The following is a 19,988-nucleotide window of genomic DNA, read 5'->3' as shown; positions in this document are numbered from 1 at the left end:
GCATATATTAGGGGGCTTATTGATGTATAAGATAATGATTGTTGAGGATGAAGAAAAGATAAGAGATATTTTAAAAAAATCATTAGAAAAATGGTCTTTTGAGGTTTGTGCAGTAGAAGACTTTAATAATATTTTTGAAGAATTTATAAAAGCAAAACCACATCTTGTTTTAATGGATATAAATCTTCCTGTTTGTGATGGATTTTATTGGTGCAGCAAAATAAGAGGAATATCAAAGGTTCCTGTAGTATTTTTATCATCAAGAAGCTCTAATATGGATATAGTTATGGCAGTTAATATGGGCGGAGATGATTATATAACAAAACCATTTTCTATGGAGGTTCTTATGGCAAAGGTAAATGCTATTTTAAGAAGGACATACTCTTATACTGAAACCAATATGGATACATTGGAATTTAAAAATGTTATAATTTCTCTAAAAAATAATACGGTTTATTATAATAACAACAGTATAGAACTCACGAAAAATGAATTTAAAATTATCTATGTACTTATGAAAAATCATGGCAATATAGTTAGTAGAGATGAAATAATGCAGGAACTTTGGCAGGATGAGAGCTTTATAGATGATAATACACTTACAGTGAATGTAAATAGGCTCAGAAAAAAGCTTAAGGAAATAGGCATTGATTTCATTAAGACTATAAAAGGCCAGGGGTATGCTATAAAATGATGTTTATTAGATATTTAAAGGATAATTTTAGATTTATACTACTGTATGTTTTTTTAGGGGCATTTGTGGCCTCTTTTACATATTTAGACGAAAAAAATAGAATGCTCTCATCTAATATTAAGTATATGATTTTTGTTATGGTAGTACTTTTAATGATTTTTATCTGTATAGATTACAATATAAAAAAGAAATACATAAAAAAGCTCATTTTAGATTTTAAGGCAGATGATAAAACGCCTATTGTACCTAAGCCTATGGAATATAAGGACGAAGTTTATGGCGAAGTTATAGAAAGCTTATATGAAACTTATAATGAAAAATTAAAAGTTTTAGAAAAAGAGTTTGAGGATAACAATGAATTTGTTGCAACCTGGATTCATGAAATAAAGACTCCAATTGCTACTTCAAAACTTCTTCTTGAGAGCGGTGAATTTAATCTCCAATCATATGAAGAGGAAATAGAAAAGATTGAGGATTATATAGAAAAGATATTGTATTACTCGAGAAGTGATAATTTTTCAAAGGATTATGTTATTTCAGAAGTAAATATAAATAAAGTCATTAATGAAAGCATAAAAGGCAATTCTAAAATATTTATAAAAAAGCATATAAAACTTAATTTAGATGTTAAAAAAGACTTATGTGTTGATACGGATAAAAAATGGCTTTTATTTATAATAAATCAGATTATTGTTAATGCACTTAAGTATACTAATGAGAGAGGCAGCATAACAATAAAGTCCTTAGAAAGTGATGATGAGAAGACAATAATTATAGAGGACAATGGTGTAGGTATAAAAGAAGAAGACTTAAATAGGATATTTGATAAATCATTTACAGGATATAATGGAAGACACGAGAATTCAAAATCTACAGGTATGGGATTGTATTTGGCTCATAAACTTGCAAAGAAGTTAGGGCATAATATTACCATAGAATCAGAATATAACAAGGGAACTAGGCTGTATATACATTTTCCAAAATGGTGTGACTATTATGATGTTACAAAAATGTAAGGTTAAAAAGCAAAATGTAAGTCAGAACGATGGCTGTACATTTTGCTTTTTTGTACAATTTAAGTATAAAGTGAATGATGTGGAGGTTTTAGAATGGAAGTTTTAAATATACAAAATCTAAAGAAGGTTTATGGCTCTAGATTTGGAGGAGTTAAATATACAGCACTTGAAGATATAAATTTAAAGGTAGAAAGTGGCGAGTTTGTTGGAATAATGGGACCATCTGGTTCAGGGAAAACAACGTTTTTAAATGTAATATCAACAATTGATAAACCAACAGCAGGTAAGGTTTTTATTGATGGAAAGGATATAGTGAGGCTTAAAGAACCTGGATTATCAAAATTTAGAAGAGAAAAGCTAGGGTTTATATTTCAGGATTTTAATCTTCTTGATAATATGACCATTAAGGAAAATATAGTTTTGCCTTTGGCTCTAGCTAAAATACCGTATGATGTAATCGAAAAAAGGTTAAACGATATAACTAAAAAACTAGGAATAAGTAAAATACTGAGTAATCACACATATGAAGTATCAGGTGGCCAAAAGCAGAGGGCAGCAGCCGCAAGAGCAATGATAACAAATCCATCTCTTGTTTTAGCAGATGAACCTACAGGAGCACTTGATTCAAAAGCGTCTAAGGAGCTTCTAAATTCCTTGAAATACTTAAATGAAAATAACAAGGCAACAATTCTTATGGTAACACATGATGCTTTTGCTGCATCGTACTGCAAAAGAGTAATATTTATTAAGGATGGGAAGTTATTTAATGAGATATATAAAGGAGATAGAGACAGAAAGAGTTTTTATGACAGCATATTAAAAGTGCTTTCAGTTATTGGAGGGGATACAAATGACGCTATGTAAAATGGCATTAAGTAATATAAAAAGTAATTTTAAAAATTATTGGGCGTATTTTTTAAGTTCTTCCTTCAGTGTTTTTGTAATATATTTATTTACAGCTATAACATATGATAAAAATGTTCACAATACATTAGGAACTATGAGATCTGCTGAAATGTTGTTTGATATGGGTTCTTGGCTAGCAATACTGTTTTCGGCTTTCTTTATATGGTATTCAAATTCCTTTTTTACAAAAGCAAGAAAAAAGGAATTTGCAACATATATGCTATTAGGAATGTCTAATAAACAGGTGTCACGCCTTAATTTTATTGAAAATTTAATAATTACAATTATGTCATTCTTAGTAGGAATTATTTTAGGAGTTATTTTTAATAAGTTTTTTATAATGCTTTTATTTGTACTTATAAAAACTCAAGGTAAAGCACAATTTCAATTTAGTCTTAAAGCCTTTAAGTTATCTGCTGTAGTGTTTGCAGTAATATTTGTAATAATAAGTATACAAAGTTATCTTATAATATGCAAAAGTAAATTAATAGATATGTTCAATGCATCTAAGAAAATTGAAAAAGGATTAAAAATATCTATTATAACGGTTGTACTTGGGGTAATATCTTTAACTTGCATGTGTTATGGATATTATATATCGATTAAGAAATTAGGTGATAATATATTGTTAGCACCTAAGGCGATTATAACGATTGTAATTGGCACAATACTATTTTTTACTGCAGTTACAGCTATAATAATAGATGCTATTAAAAGGAATCAAAAATATCTATTTAAGGGAACTAGGCTTATATCTGTATCACAAATTCACCAAAGATACAGGGGTAATGTGGGAAGCTTAAGTGTAATAACAATAACAACTACTATTGCATTATGTGCGCTTCTCTTTTGTTGGGGCAGTTTCAACAAAGCAGTAAAAGAAGCAAGAATTTTAAATCCACTTTCTGTAGAATATATTAACGGAAATGCCAATACTGATAAAATTTTTAATGATATATTAAATAAACACAAAGAGATTTCTATTAAAAATAAAGCAAACATGGAGTTTGTTTATGTAAGTGCTAAAGTTCCATTTACAAAGGAGTACGATAATATTTTATTATTAAATCAGAGCATGTTTAATAAGGTTAATTCATATGAGAACTCTAATAGGAAAGTAAATTTAAAAAGTAATGAATGTTATTATGTGCAGATTCAAGATTTAATGGGAGATCCGAAGAATGCAATAGGTAAAAATATAAATTTTAAATTTGCAGATAAAAGTTATAATGTAAAAGTAAAGAATACTGATAATAAATATTTCATATCAATAGATCATACTGGACCAGCTATTATTGTAAATGATGAAGTATATAATAGCATAAGAAAAGTTGCAAATGCAGAAAGTATTTATAAGATTACAGGATATACGCTTAAAGATGATTTCAAAGCAGAAAAGTTTACAAATGACCTCAGTAAAAAAATACCTAAGGAAAATAAGGTTGCAACGTTTTATGAACATTATACTGGTGGCATGAAGGTAATAGGTGTTATGGCATTCATAGGATTATTTATAGGAATCCTATTTATAATGGCGACAGGAAGCATAATATATTTTAAAATGTCAATGGAGGCAATAGAAGATAAAAGGAACTTTGTGATTTTAAGAGAGATAGGTGTAAGCAAAAATGAAACAACAAGTTCTATAGCAAAGGAAATTCTAATTCTGTTTGGGGTACCATTTTTGGTGGCATCTTTAAATTGCTATGTTGCATCCTTCTCTATAAGTAAATTCTTTTATATGAAAGTCACTAAAGAATTTATTATTATAGAAATAATTTATTTACTAATTTACAGTATATATTATCTAATAACGTTAAGGAAATATGTAAGAACTATAAGTGAGTAAAAATATATTGAGCATTATAAAAAATTAGCCATTAATATATCAAATGGCTAATTTTTTTGTGACATTTTATAAATATGTGCTTTACTTTTATCAAGATTAGAAGCTAAAATGTCGCAAAAATGGTTATTGACATAATAAACTTTTCCTATAGTATCATTATGCTTAAAACGTAGAAAATAAAAGAAAAGAGAAGTAAAATGGGAATAGTTGCAATTAAGTGGTATAATAGTATAAAACACATGTAAAAAAAAATGATATTATATTCAACGTTGTCGACGTTTTAGATTATTAGAAAATATATAAATGATAATGTTGACAATAATTAATAAAAGTGATATTATATAAAAGCTGCATGAGTGCAGTGAGAAATTGAACTTTGAAAATTAAACAGAGAATTAAAAACCAGCAATTCTTTTGAATAGAATTTATTCTATTTAATAAAATAGCGATGAGCTAACATCAAACTTTTAAATTGAGAGTTTGATCCTGGCTCAGGACGAACGCTGGCGGCGTGCTTAACACATGCAAGTCGAGCGGGGAACTTCGGTTCCCAGCGGCGGACGGGTGAGTAACACGTGGGTAACCTGCCTTACAGTGGGGAATAGCCTTCCGAAAGGAAGATTAATACCGCATAATACTCAGAGATCACATGATCTTTGAGCCAAAGGATTTATTCGCTGTAAGATGGACCCGCGGCGCATTAGCTTGTTGGTGAGGTAACGGCTCACCAAGGCTGCGATGCGTAGCCGACCTGAGAGGGTGATCGGCCACATTGGAACTGAGACACGGTCCAGACTCCTACGGGAGGCAGCAGTGGGGAATATTGCACAATGGAGGAAACTCTGATGCAGCAACGCCGCGTGAGTGATGAAGGTCTTCGGATCGTAAAACTCTGTCTTATGGGACGATAATGACGGTACCATAGGAGGAAGCCACGGCTAACTACGTGCCAGCAGCCGCGGTAATACGTAGGTGGCAAGCGTTGTCCGGATTTACTGGGCGTAAAGGATGTGTAGGCGGATATTTAAGTGAGATGTGAAATCCCCGGGCTTAACTTGGGGGCTGCATTTCAAACTGGATGTCTAGAGTGCAGGAGAGGAAAGCAGAATTCCTAGTGTAGCGGTGAAATGCGTAGAGATTAGGAAGAATACCGGTGGCGAAGGCGGCTTTCTGGACTGTAACTGACGCTGAGGCATGAAAGCGTGGGGAGCAAACAGGATTAGATACCCTGGTAGTCCACGCCGTAAACGATGAATACTAGGTGTAGGAGGTATCGACTCCTTCTGTGCCGCAGTTAACACAATAAGTATTCCGCCTGGGAAGTACGGTCGCAAGATTAAAACTCAAAGGAATTGACGGGGACCCGCACAAGCAGCGGAGCATGTGGTTTAATTCGAAGCAACGCGAAGAACCTTACCTAGACTTGACATCTCCTGAATTACTCGTAACTGAGGAAATCCCTTCGGGGACAGGAAGACAGGTGGTGCATGGTTGTCGTCAGCTCGTGTCGTGAGATGTTGGGTTAAGTCCCGCAACGAGCGCAACCCTTATCATTAGTTGCTAACATTCAGTTGAGCACTCTAGTGAGACTGCCTGGGTTAACCAGGAGGAAGGTGGGGATGACGTCAAATCATCATGCCCCTTATGTCTAGGGCCACACACGTGCTACAATGGTGGGGACAAAAAGATGCGAAACCGCAAGGTTGAGCCAAACTCAAAACCCCATCCCAGTTCGGATTGTAGGCTGAAACTCGCCTACATGAAGCCGGAGTTGCTAGTAATCGCGAATCAGAATGTCGCGGTGAATACGTTCCCGGGTCTTGTACACACCGCCCGTCACACCATGAGAGTCGGCAACACCCGAAGCCCGTGAGGTAACCTTTTGGAACCAGCGGTCGAAGGTGGGGTTGATAATTGGGGTGAAGTCGTAACAAGGTAGCCGTAGGAGAACCTGCGGCTGGATCACCTCCTTTCTAAGGAGTCGACGTGGAAATGTAATTTCCACGAAGGTTTTTAATTCTCTGTTTAATTTTGAGAGTTCAATTATTTTTTGTTAATAACTCTTAATGTGGGGGATTAGCTCAGCTGGGAGAGCACCTGCCTTGCACGCAGGGGGTCAAGAGTTCGAATCTCTTATTCTCCACCATTTGTGGGTTTATAGCTCAGCTGGTTAGAGCGCACGCCTGATAAGCGTGAGGTCGATGGTTCGAGTCCATTTAAACCCACCATGTACTTTGAAAATTGCATAGTAATGAATAAGAGTAATACTCTAAAGCAAGGCAAAGTTAATTCTTTGTTGTTTGAATTTAAATATATTTACTTAAGGTCAAGCTACAAAGGGCGCATGGTGAATGCCTTGGCACTAGGAGCCGAAGAAGGACGTGATAAGCTGCGATAAGCTTTGGGTAGGCGCAAATAGCCTGTGAACCAAAGATTTCCGAATGGGGAAACCCCCATGGATTGTATCCATGGACTGTATACTGAATTCATAGGTATATAGAGGTAAACCCGGGGAACTGAAACATCTAAGTACCCGGAGGAAGAGAAAGAAAAATCGATTTCCTTAGTAGCGGCGAGCGAAAGGGAAAGAGCCCAAACCGGAAACTTGTTTCCGGGGTTGCGGGCAGATCATTAAAGCTTTATATCTTAACCGAAGATTTCTGGAAAGTTAAACCGTAGAAGGTAAAAGTCCTGTAGGTAAAAAGAGAAAAAAGCCCGATCTGTTCCAGAGTACCACGAGACACGTGAAACCTTGTGGGAAGCTGGGAGGACCACCTCCCAAGGCTAAATACTACCTAGTGACCGATAGTGAAGCAGTACCGTGAGGGAAAGGTGAAAAGAACCCCGGAAGGGGAGTGAAATAGAACCTGAAACCGTGTGTCCACAACCGATCAGAACACATTAACGTGTGATGATGTGCTTTTTGTAGAACGAGCCAGCGAGTTACGGTATGCAGCAAGGTTAAGCACTTAAGGTGTGCAGCCGAAGGGAAACCAAGTCTTAATAGGGCGCATAGTTGCATGCTGTAGACCCGAAACCGGGTGACCTATCCATGGTCAGGGTGAAGCGGAAGTAAAATTCCGTGGAGGTCCGAACCACAATGGTGTTGAAAAACCATGGGATGAACTGTGGATAGGGGAGAAATTCCAATCGAACTCGGATATAGCTGGTTCTCCTCGAAATAGCTTTAGGGCTAGCGCTGTGAATGAGTACCGGAGGTAGAGCACTGAATGAGGTAGGGGCTGACAACAGTTACTGAACTTTATCAAACTCCGAATGCTGGATACTTGAATCACAGTAGTCAGACTGCGAGTGATAAGATCCGTAGTCAAAAGGGAAACAGCCCAGATCACCAGCTAAGGTCCCAAAGTATAGATTAAGTGGTAAAGGATGTGGGATTTCTAAGACAACTAGGATGTTGGCTCAGAAGCAGCCATACATTAAAAGAGTGCGTAATAGCTCACTAGTCAAGAGATCCTGCGCCGAAAATGTCCGGGGCTAAAATCTAACACCGAAGCTGTGGACTTGTACTATGTACAAGTGGTAGAGGAGCATCCTGCATGGGTTGAAGTCGTACCGTAAGGAGCGGTGGACTGTGCAGGAGAGAGTATGCTGGCATAAGTAGCGAGAACTAAGTGAGAATCTTAGTGGTCGAAAACCTAAGGTTTCCTGGGGAAGGTTCGTCCGCCCAGGGTAAGTCGGGACCTAAGCCGAGGCCGAATGGCGTAGGTGATGGACAATCGGTTGATATTCCGATACCGCAAAACAACGTTATGAGAAATGGGATGACGCAGAAGGATAGGATATGCGTATGTTATTGGAAGTGCGCTTAAGCATTGAGGATGGAAAGCAGGAAAATCCGCTTTTCGTAAGTCTGGGATGTAATGATGAGGTAGTTTACTACCGAAATATCTGATTTCATGCTGCCAAGAAAAGTCTCTATCCAGGAGTTTTGTGCCCGTACCGCAAACCGACACAGGTAGGTGAGGAGAGAATCCTAAGACCATCGGAAGAATTGCTGTTAAGGAACTCGGCAAATTGACCCCGTAACTTCGGGAGAAGGGGTGCCTGCGAGAGCAGGTCGCAGAGAATAGGCCCAAGCAACTGTTTATCAAAAACACAGGTTTCTGCTAAAGCGAAAGCTGAAGTATAGGAGCTGACGCCTGCCCGGTGCTGGAAGGTTAAGGGGAATGCTTAGCGCAAGCGAAGGCATGAACTTAAGCCCCAGTAAACGGCGGCCGTAACTATAACGGTCCTAAGGTAGCGAAATTCCTTGTCGGGTAAGTTCCGACCCGCACGAATGGCGTAATGATTTGGGCACTGTCTCAACAGCAAATCCGGCGAAATTGTAGTGCAAGTGAAGATGCTTGCTACCCGCGATTGGACGGAAAGACCCCGTAGAGCTTTACTGTAGCTTAGCATTGAATTTCGGTATTGTCTGTACAGAATAGGTGGGAGACTTGGAAGCAGTTCCGTCAGGGATTGTGGAGTCACCTTTGGGATACCACCCTGACAGTACTGAGGTTCTAACCGGAGGCCATGAAACTGGTCACGGGACATAGCTAGGTGGGCAGTTTGACTGGGGCGGTCGCCTCCTAAAATGTAACGGAGGCGCCCAAAGGTTCCCTCAGCGCGGTTGGAAACCGCGCGTAGAGTGCAAAGGCAGAAGGGAGCCTGACTGCGACACAAACAAGTGGAGCAGAGACGAAAGTCGGGCTTAGTGATCCGGTGACTCCTCGTGGGAGGGTCATCGCTCAACGGATAAAAGCTACCTCGGGGATAACAGGCTGATCTCCCCCAAGAGTCCACATCGACGGGGAGGTTTGGCACCTCGATGTCGGCTCGTCGCATCCTGGGGCTGAAGTAGGTCCCAAGGGTTGGGCTGTTCGCCCATTAAAGCGGCACGCGAGCTGGGTTCAGAACGTCGTGAGACAGTTCGGTCCCTATCCGTCGCGGGCGAAGGAAATTTGAGAGGAGCTGTCCTTAGTACGAGAGGACCGGGATGGACTGACCTCTGGTGTACCAGTTGTCTTACCAAAGGCACGGCTGGGTAGCTATGTCGGGACGGGATAAACGCTGAAGGCATCTAAGCGTGAAGCCCACCTCAAGATAAGATTTCCCATAACATAAGTTAGTAAGACCCCTGAAAGAACAACAGGTTGATAGATCAGAGGTGTAAGAGTGGTAACATTTTAAGCTGACTGATACTAATAGGTCGAGGGCTTGACCAATAAAGAGTAAATATATAAGTTACTATGCAATTTTGAAAGCACATACAAGTTTCTTTACGAAACTTAACTTGTACTTGTTCCAAAATACTAGCTTCAAAGTATTATGGTACATGTGGAAGTTAGTAGTTGAGTAGAAAGCTTGACTTTCAAAAACAAAATGTAAATCCGGTGATCATAGCTTGGTTGCAACACCCGTTCCCATACCGAACACGAAGGTTAAGAACCAAAGCGCCGATGGTACTGCAGGGGTTGCCCTGTGGGAGAGTAGGTCATTGCCGGGTATTTTGGCCAGATAGCTCAGTCGGTAGAGCAGAGGACTGAAAATCCTCGTGTCCCTGGTTCGATTCCTGGTCTGGCCACCAAAACTCAAGCAGATGCTTGAGTTTTTTATTTTTTTGTTTTTAATTTTAAGGGGTGTTGTAGTTTACCAAAGACATTATATGTTTCAATTTATACCTTTTTATACTATAATATATACATAAAATTCATTAAAGGTGGGAGTAGCAATGAAAGTTAAGATGTCTGAGTTTTTAATGGAAAAAAGAAAAATTATAAAAAAACTGATACAAATATTATCAAAAGATTTCAAATATGTATCTGTACTAGGAACAGATTCTCATGGTAAAAAATATTTAGTACAAAGAACTGGTGTGGATATCTCTGATTCATTTTGGAATGAAAGAGGATTTGTCGTAAGAGTCTATAACGGCATAGGATATTCTGAATATTCTTTTAATGAATTGGATGAAGATAATATTGATAAATTAGCTCAAAGCATAAAAAGTAGAGTAAATGAGCAAATAGCAAAACTAAAGAATAAAGTTTCCATAACGAATTATGATGTTATTAAGGAGAAAAAAATAGAAGATAGCCTTTTAGAAGAAGTTAAAATGCTTCCTGAAGATTGCAGTGATAAGTATATAATTGAGAAACTTAACAAGGTAAAGGATAAGGCACTTTCATTCTCTGAATTAATAATAGAGGCAAAAGCAATATTTCATGAAGTCCAGGTATCGAAAATATTTATTTCAAACGATAAAGATTTATATCAATCTTATATATGGAGTGAAGGTTATATAACAGTATTAGCAAGAAAGAATAATGTTACTAGATTTAATTATTCTGCATGTTCTGGGTTAAAGGGTGCAGAACTTTTGGACGAATTAGATGACAAAGTTAAAGATACTTGTGATATAGGAGTTAAACTTTTAGATGCTAAACCTGTTAATCCTGGCGAATATGATGTTATATGTTCACCTGATGTATCTGGAATAATTGCCCATGAAGCTTTTGGTCATGGAGTTGAAATGGATATGTTTGTAAAGAACAGGGCTAAAGCAGTTGAATATATAAATAAGCCTGTAGCCTCTAAGCTCGTAACAATGTACGATGGAGCTAAAAGTGCACATCATGTATCTTCATATTTATTCGATGACGATGGTGTTATAGGCAAGGATACAGTAATAATAGAGAATGGAATATTGAAAAGAGGAATGTCCGATATACTTTCTGCCATGAGGCTTAAAACTAAGCCAACTGGAAATGGAAAGAGATTTTCTTTTGAAAGAAAGGCATATACAAGAATGACAAATACATTCTTTTCAGCTGGAAAAGACAAGGTTCAGGATATGTTGGCATCCATAAAAGATGGATATCTATTAGATTGCCCATCAAGTGGTATGGAAGATCCTAAAAACTGGGGTATACAGTGCATGGTCAATTATGGAAAAGAAATTAAGGATGGAAAATTAACGGGAAAAATTGTTTCTCCAGTAGTTTTGACTGGATATGTACCCGATCTTTTAAAGTCTATTTCTATGGTTTCAGAAACTGTTGAGCTTGGTGGTAGTGGAGCTTGTGGAAAGGGATATAAGGAGTTTGTAAAAGTTTCTAGCGGCGGACCATATATTAAAGCGAAAGTGAGGTTGGGATAATGATAGAGAATATAAAAAACATACTACAAAAAGAAAGTATTGCTGGATATAAAATAATAGAAAAAAGAATAAGCTCTGAAGAAGCATTTTTTGTTAAGAAAGAGCTGGATATGAGCAGAAGTAAAGATGTACATCATTTTGAAGTAACAGTTTACAAGGATTTTGAAGAAAATGGAGTTAAATATAGAGGAAGTTCCACTTTTAATATAGAGCCAACTATGAGTGAAGCTGAAATCAAAAAAACAGTGGAAAATGGTATTTTTGCAGCTGGTTTCGTAAAAAATGAATATTACGAGTTGCCACAAATAAAAAGTGAAAAAGTAAATAATATTGAAAGTAAATTTTCTGAAAATAAACTTTCAGATTGGATGCCAAAGCTAGTTGAAGCTTTATATAAAAATGATAATGAAGAAAAAGGCTGTGTCAATTCTTCAGAAATATTTTTAAATAAAAATTATAAAAGAATTATTACATCTTATGGTGTTGACTCAAGCTATGAAAGTTATGATGGAAGTATTGAATTTATAACTACATGGAAGGAAACTCAGGAAGCGGAAGAGATAGAATTATACAAAATGTTAACTTTCTCAGATTATGATCCTAGTTATATATCAGATTCTGTTAAGGAAATGTTATTCTTAGCTAAGGAAAGAGCTAAGGCTAAAGAAACTGTTAAATCAGGAAAATATAAAGTTATATTAAGAGGTAGTCCTGTAAAAGAAGTTTTAAGTTATTATGTAAGTAGAACAAATACTTTTAACGTATATAATAAAATATCAACTTTAAAATTAGAAGAATCAATTCAGGGAAAAGAAGTTAAAGGTGATTTAATAAACTTAGTGCTTGATCCTGATATTAAAAATTCTATTTATTCAGCACCTATAGATAAAGATGGTTTACCTTTAAGCAAGCAGGAAGTTATTAAAGATGGTAAGGTAAAACTTTATCATGGAGATATTAGAAGCAGTTATTATTTAAAGACTAAACCTACAGGTGAAATTAGAAATTTCGTTATAGATGGTGGAAGTAAGAATATAGATGATATGAAAAATGAACCGTACTTAGAACTAGCAGCTTTTTCTGATTTCCAAATGGATTCAACTACTGGTGATTTTGGAGGAGAAATAAGATTAGGATGGTATTTTGATGGAGAGAAAACCATCCCTGTAACAGGTGGTTCTGTAAATGCTAACATAAGTGATATACATGATAATATTTTTCTGTCAAAAGAAATGCAGAATGAAAATGGGTTCATAGGACCTAAAGCAATAGAAATGCATAATGTAACTGTTGCAGGTAAATAATTTAATATAATATGGGGGCGTGGCGTTAATGCAATGCCCCTTATTTTTGCTTTGTAGGTAAAATTTAAATTTTTGCGTTTATGTTTGTTTGTGCATGTATGTTTGCTTATTTTAAAAATATTAAAAAAAAACATATTGACATTATGTTTGAATTCGTTTACAATATATTTAAACAAACAAATATAAACACAAACAAAACTGAATAAATGCTTGGAAGGTGGTTTATATGTTTGCAGAAGAAAGACAAAGAGAAATAAAATCAATTCTCGATAAAGAGGGCAGTATAAAAGTAAATGAAATATCAAATTATTTTAATGTTTCAGAAGCGACAATACGAAGAGACCTTCAAGAGATGGAAGAAAAAAGAGTTCTTAAGAGGACTCATGGTGGTGCCGTAAAAATAGATATAACAAATTTTGAGCCATCTTTTGTTGATAAAAAAGATGAAAAACAAAATGAAAAATTATCTATAGGAAGATATGCGGCTAATATGATTAAAAATGGGGATACTATAATTTTAGATTCAGGAACTACTACACTTGAAATAGCAAAAAATATAAATGCAGAAAACGTAACTGTTATAACTAATTCTATTGATATAGTATCAGAATTATCCAATAAAAAGGATAAGAGAATAGAGTTAATAGTAGCAGGTGGAATTCTTAGATTTAATACTAGAGCTATGGTAGGAAGCTTATGCGAAGATATTTTTAAGAACTTTAGAGTTGATAAAGCTTTTATCGGAGCGAATGGTATAACTTCAATTGAAGGCATAACTACACCGAATTTTACTGAAGCTCAAACTAAGAAGGCTATGATGGGTTCAGCTAATAAAGTAATAATAGTGGCAGATAGTTCTAAATTTCAAAAAGTATGTTTTTCAATGATTTGCAAGGCACAAGAGGTTACCTCTATCATTACAAGTGGGGATTTATCAAATGAAGTTGTAAAGGATTTTAATGATATAGGTGTAGAAATTGTAATTGCATAATTGGAGGTGAAAACGTGGTAATAACAGTAACATTAAACCCTGCAATGGATAAAACACTTAAAATTGATAATTTCAATGTAGGGATTGTAAATAGAGTTCAAAGTATAAGATATGATATTGGCGGTAAAGGAATAAATGTATCAAAAGTATTAAAAAACTTTAATATACAATCAAAGTGTACCGGCTTTATTGGAGGCATGTGGAAGGATAGCTTTGAAAATGAATTAAGTAAAAGGGAAATAGAAAATGAATTCATAAATATAAAAGGTAATACAAGGACTAATACTAAAGTTGTTGATGATTTAAATAGGGTATACACCGATATAAATGAATCTGGACCTGATATAACAAGTGAAGAACTTAATATGTTTATGAATAAATTTGAAGCCATGTGCAATAAGGATGACATTGTTGTTTTATCAGGAGGTGCGGCTCCTAAAATTCCTAAGAATATATATGGAACCTTGACTAAGATAGCTAAGAAACAGGGAGCACGTGTAATACTAGATGCGGAAGGAGAGCTTTTAAGTGAAGGAATAAAAGAAAAGCCACAACTTATAAAGCCAAATGATGCAGAATTTGAACTTCTTTTAAATAGAAAGTTTAAAAACAATGATGAGATGATAGCTGCGGCTAAAGAAGTAGTTAATTCAGGTGTTTCAAACATTATAATTTCGTTAGGATCTAAGGGCGCTCTACTTATTGACAAAGACAATGCATACTACGCTAAAGGATTGGTAGTACCAGTTAAAAGTACAGTTGGAGCGGGAGATTCAATGGTATCAGCTTTTGTATATGGAATGATAAATGGTTTTGATAAAAAGGAAATTTTAAGATTTGCAGTTGCATGTGGAGCAGCATCAGTATCAACAGAAGGAACTGAGGCATGCAGTTTAAATAGTGTAAAAGAATTATTAAAGCAAGTAAAAATTGAGGAGGTATAAAATATGGCTACTAAGGACATGTTTTCAAGAAATAGAGTTACATTTGATTTAAAAGCAAAAACTAAAGATGAGGCAATAGATGAACTTATAGAAATATTATATGCAGACGGAAAGGTTACAGACAAGGAAGAATTAAAAAAGGCAGTATTAAAGAGAGAAGAGGAATTCTCAACTGGAATAGGTATGGGGATAGCTATTCCACATGGTAAATGTAATGCAGTTAAAGAACCTACTATAACATTTGGATTAAGCAAAGAAGGAATAGATTATAAATCAATGGATGATAAACCTGCACACTTGTTTTTTCTTATAGCAGTTCCAGAAGAATCAAGCGATATCCATCTTAGAGCATTAAGTGAAATATCAAGAAAACTTATGCATGCAGATGTAAGAGAAGGACTCAAAAAGGCACAGAATTTTGATGAGTTCATAAAAGTTTTTGAATAATATTTAGTGTGTTAGTTTAAATTAATCATATAAAACAATTAACCAAGAGGAGGATATCAAAAAATGAAGAAATTAGTTGCTATAACGTCATGTCCAACAGGAATAGCTCATACCTATATGGCCGCAGAAGCACTTCAAATGGCAGCTGAGGAGATGGGCTATAGTATCAAAGTTGAAACTCAAGGTTCAGTAGGTGCAGAGAATGTAATAACAGACGATGAAGTTAAAGAAGCAGATGCGGTTATTATAGCAGCAGACACTAATGTTGATAAGTCAAGATTCGAGGGAAAAGTATTAACAGAGGTAGGAGTTCAAGAAGCTATAAAGGATCCTAAAGGACTTATAAATAATGCTCTTAATTCACATACTGTATATGGTGACAGCAAAAAAGCTGAAGTTCAGGAAACTAAAAAAGAAGAAAAAAGAACTGGTGTGTATAAGCACTTAATGACAGGCGTTTCTTTCATGATACCATTTGTTGTAGCAGGCGGAATATTAATAGCACTTGGCTTTGCCATTGGCGGAATTTATGTATTTAAAACTCCAGGTACTGTAGGTGAAGTTCTATTTAGTACAGGAAAACAAGCTTTTGCACTAATGTTACCAGTTTTAGCAGGATATATTGCATACTCAATTGCTGATAGGCCAGGACTTGTACCAGGATTTGTCGGTGGAGCGTTATCCAGTACTATAGGTGCAGGATTTATCGGAGCACTACTTTCAGGATTTATAGCAGGATATGTTGTTTTAGCACTAAGAAAATATATTAAACTACCTAAATCACTTGATAGTTTAATGCCAGTACTCATAATACCAGTTATTTCAACAGCAATAATGGCATTGTTAATGGGATTTGTTATAGGAGCTCCAGTAAAAGCACTTAATGATGGACTTACAGCTTTCTTAAAAGGATTAAGTGGAGCAAATGCAGCAGTTTTAGGTATAGTTCTAGGTGCTATGATGGCATTTGATATGGGAGGTCCTTTCAACAAAGCGGCTTATGTTTTTGCAACAGGAACAATTACAACAGCAGGAACAACTATAATGGCAGCTACAATGGCAGCTGGAATGGTACCACCTCTTGGAATAGCACTTGCAACAGTAATTGGAAAGAAAAAATTTACAGAGCAAGAAAGAGAAGCAGGAAAAGCAGCTTGGGCACTTGGAGCATCATTCATAACAGAAGGAGCAATACCATTTGCAGCAGCAGATCCTCTTAGAGTAATTCCATCAATCATGGCTGGCTCTGCAGTAACTGGAGCGCTATCAATGATATTTGGAGCTACACTTGCAGTACCTCACGGTGGAATATGGGTTCTCTTTATACCACATGTTGTTACAAAATTAGGTGGTTATATAATTTCAATTATTGCAGGAATGATAGTATCAGCATTATTGTTAGTTGCTTTAAAGAGAAATGTAACTGAAAAGTAAAATTTGTTTTAAATACCCTGTAAAACTATTTAAGGTTTTACAGGGTATTTTTTATGTTAAGAAAAATAAAAGAATTAATACTAATGTAAAAGTGGGCTTTATTTGATAAAATAGATTTATAAATATAAAAAGGATGGTAAGTATGCTGCTTGAAATAAAGAATTTAGTTAAAAGATATGGTGATTTTTTGGCTCTTGACAATGTTAATTTAAGCATAAAAGAAAAAGAGATATTTGGATTACTGGGTCCTAATGGAGCTGGAAAAACAACTATTATAAATTGTATTATAGGACTTAATAAAGTAGATTCTGGAAGTATAAAAGTTTTTGGTATGGACTTAGAAAAAAATAAGATGGAAGTAAAAAGACAGATAGGGATAGTTACTCAAGGAATATCTGTTTATGATGATTTAAAAGTGTATGATAATGTTATGTATTTTGGTGGTATATATGGACTTAAGGGAAAATATCTAAAAGAATGTACAGAGGAAGCACTTAATTTCACGGGACTCTGGGAGGAAAGAAAGAAATTCCCTAAAGAACTTTCAGGTGGAATGCTTAGAAGACTTAATATAGCTTGTGGAATTGTACATAGACCTAAACTTATAATTATGGATGAACCTACAGCAGGAATAGACCCTAAATCAAGAAGTAATTTAATGGATTCCATAGAAAAACTAAATGAGGACGGAGCAGCAATAATTTATACTTCACATTACATGGAGGAAATTGAAAGACTTTGTAGTGATGTAGCTATAATGGACAGGGGAAGAATTATAGCAAGAGGTACTAAGGATGAACTTAAAGACTTAGTAAAAAAAGACGAAAAAGTAAAATTAAAATTATCCTCACTGAATTATACTATTGTAGATGAAATAAGAAAAATATATGGTGTTAAGGAATGCAATGTAAATGGTGATTATATAGATGTAATTTCAGATAGTAACAGTAAAAATCTTGCTAAAATAGTTGATAAAGTAGTAAACAGTGGTTTGGAGGTTATGGATGTTATTATAGACAAGCCTAATATAGAAACAGTATTTTTAACTCTTACAGGTAGAAACCTTCATAACTAAAGGCTTTGGTGGTGATTAAAATTGAGAATATTACATATAGCATATTATACAATTAAGCAAAAATTTAAATATGGAATTGTAATGATGATTATATTTCCTTTAATTCTTATAGGTGGAATTGGAAATTCTCTTAAAGAAGTATATAAGGGAGGAAACATTTATTCGGAGCATGTAGATGTATTAGCATTTAACAAAAATGACTATGTAAGTATTACTAATTATTTAAAATCTAATTCTGCTTTTAAAGATAAAATTATTATAAAAAAAGTTAATAGTGAGAAAAGTGGAACTAACAATTTAAAAAGTGGGAAAATAGATGCGTACATATGTATGAGAGATAGAAATGATATTAAATTGTATTTAAAAGAAAAAATCGATGACTCTAGTGATTCAATAGTGAAAAGTTTTGTATATGCTTATAAAGCATCATTAGTTGAAGGAAAGCACACTTATAATATTCCAGCCCAAAAGATCTATGTTAATAATGTAAAAGGTTCAGCTATTGAGTATTATTCTGTTACAATGCTGGTCATGATAATTTTGTATGGAGCCGAGTTTGGAATTAAAGCTGCAGCAAATGATATGGAAAAAAGCATTGAACCAAGAGTTAAGAGCCTTCCGATAAAGACGTGTACTGTGATTATTGGAAGAATCGTAGGATTGGTTGCTATAATGGTAATAGACTGTTTAGCTATAATAATTGCAGCTAAGTTTATTTATAGAATGGACTGGGGAAATAACTATGCTTTAGTTTTGTTTGTTATAGTGTTTTTTTCTACATTTGCGGTTGCTTTAGGAATGTGTTTTCAGTTAATTTTTAGGAATAATCGGGTGTCAAGTTATATTGTACAGGTATTAGTTCCTATTTTTACTTTTTTAGCTGGAGGATATATGGATAGAAGATTTATGGGAGATGAACTCCGGAAGATAAGTGTTATTTCACCAAGTTATGCTGCGCAAAATTTGATTTTTCACTCAGTATATGGTGGCGAAGCTAATGTTCAAGGGTTTTGCCTAGAGATTATAATATTAGATGTAGTATTTTTAGGAATAATACTTATATTAGCGAGGAGGTCTTCAAATTGAGTATTATATTTTTTGGTATAAAAAGAATGCTTAATAAAAAAAGATCTCTTATAGCTATTTATATACTGCCTGCTATATTCTCTCTTTTTTTTATAAACATATATATATCAAGCTCAAAAATTGGTGTTATAGATAATGATAATACAAGGTTAACACAAATTTTGAAGAAAGGTATAGAAAATAATTATAAAATGGTTTATATACAAAAGAAGAATATCAAAAGTGAATTACAAAATGAATATGTTTATTCTGTTATTTCCATAGATAAAGGATTTACTGATGTTGTATTGAACAATAAGGAAGGCGTTAAATTAAAAATATATGGTGATAAAAACAGTGCGATTTATAATGTTTTTAATGAATATGTGAAAGCATTTATAACTAATTCTCAGAAAGAAAATTTAAATTCTAAAGGAAATACTGAAACCTTTTATAAAAATATGGGTAATAGTATATATGGGAATGAAATATATTTTTCTAATAATTCATCTTTAAATAAAATGAAAATTTTAGTTATGCTAAGGTTTTTAATTATGTTTATGCTTTTGGGATCACTTACTTTTGTAAAAGATTTAATGAATGATAATACAAGAACCTTTGCAGCGCCTATTGATTTAAAGAGCTATATTTTACAGAATTCGGTTGTGCTATTTATATTTGAAATGTTTCAGGTAATCTTAATATTTATTGAAACCACTGTATTATGTGGAGGCTTAATATTTAAATATTTGCTGCCACTTTTAATATTATTTTCAGCAGCAATCATTATGATTATTAATTTTAGTATATTGATTAGGTACAGATTTAAATATGGTCTTGTGAGTAATGCTGTGGTTATTATACCTATGTGCATGTTTGGAGGATGTTGGTGGAATATGGATTCCATGCCTCAAATATTTCAATTTATATCTCAATTTACACCTGTAAAATGGGTTGTAGATGGAATAGAAAATATATTATTTAATGGAGAGCCTAAAGCACTATTTATTGATATTTGTATGATTTTATTGTTTTCAGCTGCTTTTTTATTTATTGGTACAGTAAATAAAAAAGATTTAATGAATTAGAAGAGGTTCA

The 19,988-nt window shown here is 34.5% G+C and carries 14 protein-coding genes, 3 tRNA genes and 3 rRNA genes; all 20 read left to right on the top strand.

Annotated features, from left to right (window positions below):
* The first annotated feature begins 22 nt into the window (after positions 1 to 22).
* A complete protein-coding gene (locus BEE63_RS08765; RefSeq protein ID WP_066021023.1) occupies positions 23 to 694 on the top strand; it encodes a response regulator transcription factor in 672 nt (223 codons plus the stop codon).
* Positions 691 to 1,710, top strand: coding sequence for a sensor histidine kinase (locus BEE63_RS08760; protein ID WP_066021022.1), 1,020 nt, complete (start codon positions 691 to 693; stop codon positions 1,708 to 1,710). The genes BEE63_RS08765 and BEE63_RS08760 overlap by 4 nt, the downstream gene beginning before the upstream one ends.
* Positions 1,691 to 1,816, top strand: coding sequence for a hypothetical protein (locus BEE63_RS22310; RefSeq protein ID WP_278326948.1), 126 nt, complete (start codon positions 1,691 to 1,693; stop codon positions 1,814 to 1,816). The genes BEE63_RS08760 and BEE63_RS22310 overlap by 20 nt, the downstream gene beginning before the upstream one ends.
* A complete protein-coding gene (locus BEE63_RS08755) occupies positions 1,804 to 2,574 on the top strand; it encodes an ABC transporter ATP-binding protein (protein WP_066021021.1) in 771 nt (256 codons plus the stop codon). The genes BEE63_RS22310 and BEE63_RS08755 overlap by 13 nt, the downstream gene beginning before the upstream one ends.
* The gene (locus BEE63_RS08750) at positions 2,561 to 4,465 is read left to right on the top strand and encodes an FtsX-like permease family protein (protein ID WP_066021020.1); all 1,905 of its coding nucleotides are present in this window, start codon (positions 2,561 to 2,563) and stop codon (positions 4,463 to 4,465) included. Before BEE63_RS08755 ends, BEE63_RS08750 begins: the two co-directional genes overlap by 14 nt.
* 468 nt (positions 4,466 to 4,933) lie before the next feature.
* Positions 4,934 to 6,438 (top strand): 16S ribosomal RNA (locus tag BEE63_RS08745).
* 97 nt (positions 6,439 to 6,535) lie between these two features.
* Positions 6,536 to 6,611, top strand: a tRNA-Ala gene (locus tag BEE63_RS08740).
* 5 nt (positions 6,612 to 6,616) lie between these two features.
* Positions 6,617 to 6,693, top strand: a tRNA-Ile gene (locus BEE63_RS08735).
* Between the two features lie 96 nt (positions 6,694 to 6,789).
* Positions 6,790 to 9,696, top strand: a 23S ribosomal RNA gene (locus BEE63_RS08730).
* A gap of 164 nt (positions 9,697 to 9,860) precedes the next feature.
* Positions 9,861 to 9,977, top strand: a 5S ribosomal RNA gene (gene rrf / locus BEE63_RS08725).
* Together the 16S, 23S and 5S rRNA genes with 3 tRNA genes alongside form the textbook arrangement of a ribosomal RNA operon.
* Before the next feature lie 5 nt (positions 9,978 to 9,982).
* Positions 9,983 to 10,058 (top strand) — tRNA-Phe (locus BEE63_RS08720).
* 144 nt (positions 10,059 to 10,202) lie between these two features.
* Positions 10,203 to 11,630, top strand: coding sequence for a TldD/PmbA family protein (locus BEE63_RS08715; protein WP_066021019.1), 1,428 nt, complete (start codon positions 10,203 to 10,205; stop codon positions 11,628 to 11,630).
* The gene (locus BEE63_RS08710) at positions 11,630 to 12,934 is read left to right on the top strand and encodes a TldD/PmbA family protein (protein ID WP_066021018.1); all 1,305 of its coding nucleotides are present in this window, start codon (positions 11,630 to 11,632) and stop codon (positions 12,932 to 12,934) included. Before BEE63_RS08715 ends, BEE63_RS08710 begins: the two co-directional genes overlap by 1 nt.
* Positions 12,935 to 13,160: 226 nt before the next feature.
* Positions 13,161 to 13,925 (top strand): DeoR/GlpR family DNA-binding transcription regulator, encoded by a 765-nt coding sequence (locus tag BEE63_RS08705; RefSeq protein ID WP_066021017.1) that lies wholly within the window; start codon positions 13,161 to 13,163, stop codon positions 13,923 to 13,925.
* Positions 13,926 to 13,939: 14 nt separating this feature from the next.
* Positions 13,940 to 14,869, top strand: coding sequence for a 1-phosphofructokinase (gene pfkB, locus BEE63_RS08700; RefSeq protein ID WP_066021016.1), 930 nt, complete (start codon positions 13,940 to 13,942; stop codon positions 14,867 to 14,869).
* Between the two features lie 3 nt (positions 14,870 to 14,872).
* Positions 14,873 to 15,316 carry a PTS sugar transporter subunit IIA gene (locus BEE63_RS08695; RefSeq protein ID WP_066021015.1) on the top strand — a complete coding sequence of 148 codons (444 nt, stop codon included), beginning with the start codon at positions 14,873 to 14,875 and terminating at the stop codon, positions 15,314 to 15,316.
* A gap of 63 nt (positions 15,317 to 15,379) precedes the next feature.
* Positions 15,380 to 16,750, top strand: coding sequence for a PTS fructose transporter subunit IIC (locus BEE63_RS08690; protein ID WP_066021014.1), 1,371 nt, complete (start codon positions 15,380 to 15,382; stop codon positions 16,748 to 16,750).
* A gap of 142 nt (positions 16,751 to 16,892) precedes the next feature.
* The gene (locus BEE63_RS08685) at positions 16,893 to 17,825 is read left to right on the top strand and encodes an ABC transporter ATP-binding protein (protein WP_066021013.1); all 933 of its coding nucleotides are present in this window, start codon (positions 16,893 to 16,895) and stop codon (positions 17,823 to 17,825) included.
* Positions 17,826 to 17,846: 21 nt separating this feature from the next.
* Positions 17,847 to 18,911, top strand: a complete 1,065-nt coding sequence (locus BEE63_RS08680) for an ABC transporter permease (protein WP_066021012.1) — start codon at positions 17,847 to 17,849, stop codon at positions 18,909 to 18,911.
* Entirely contained in the window at positions 18,908 to 19,978 is a 1,071-nt protein-coding gene (locus BEE63_RS08675) for an ABC transporter permease (RefSeq protein ID WP_066021011.1), read from the top strand. The genes BEE63_RS08680 and BEE63_RS08675 overlap by 4 nt, the downstream gene beginning before the upstream one ends.
* The last annotated feature ends 10 nt before the right edge of the window (positions 19,979 to 19,988 follow it).

The organism is Clostridium pasteurianum (assembly GCF_001705235.1).
Classification (GTDB): Bacteria; Bacillota; Clostridia; order Clostridiales; family Clostridiaceae; genus Clostridium_S; species Clostridium_S pasteurianum_A.
Note: the sequence above shows the minus strand (reverse complement) of the source record. Positions and strands in the feature narration are given on the sequence as shown.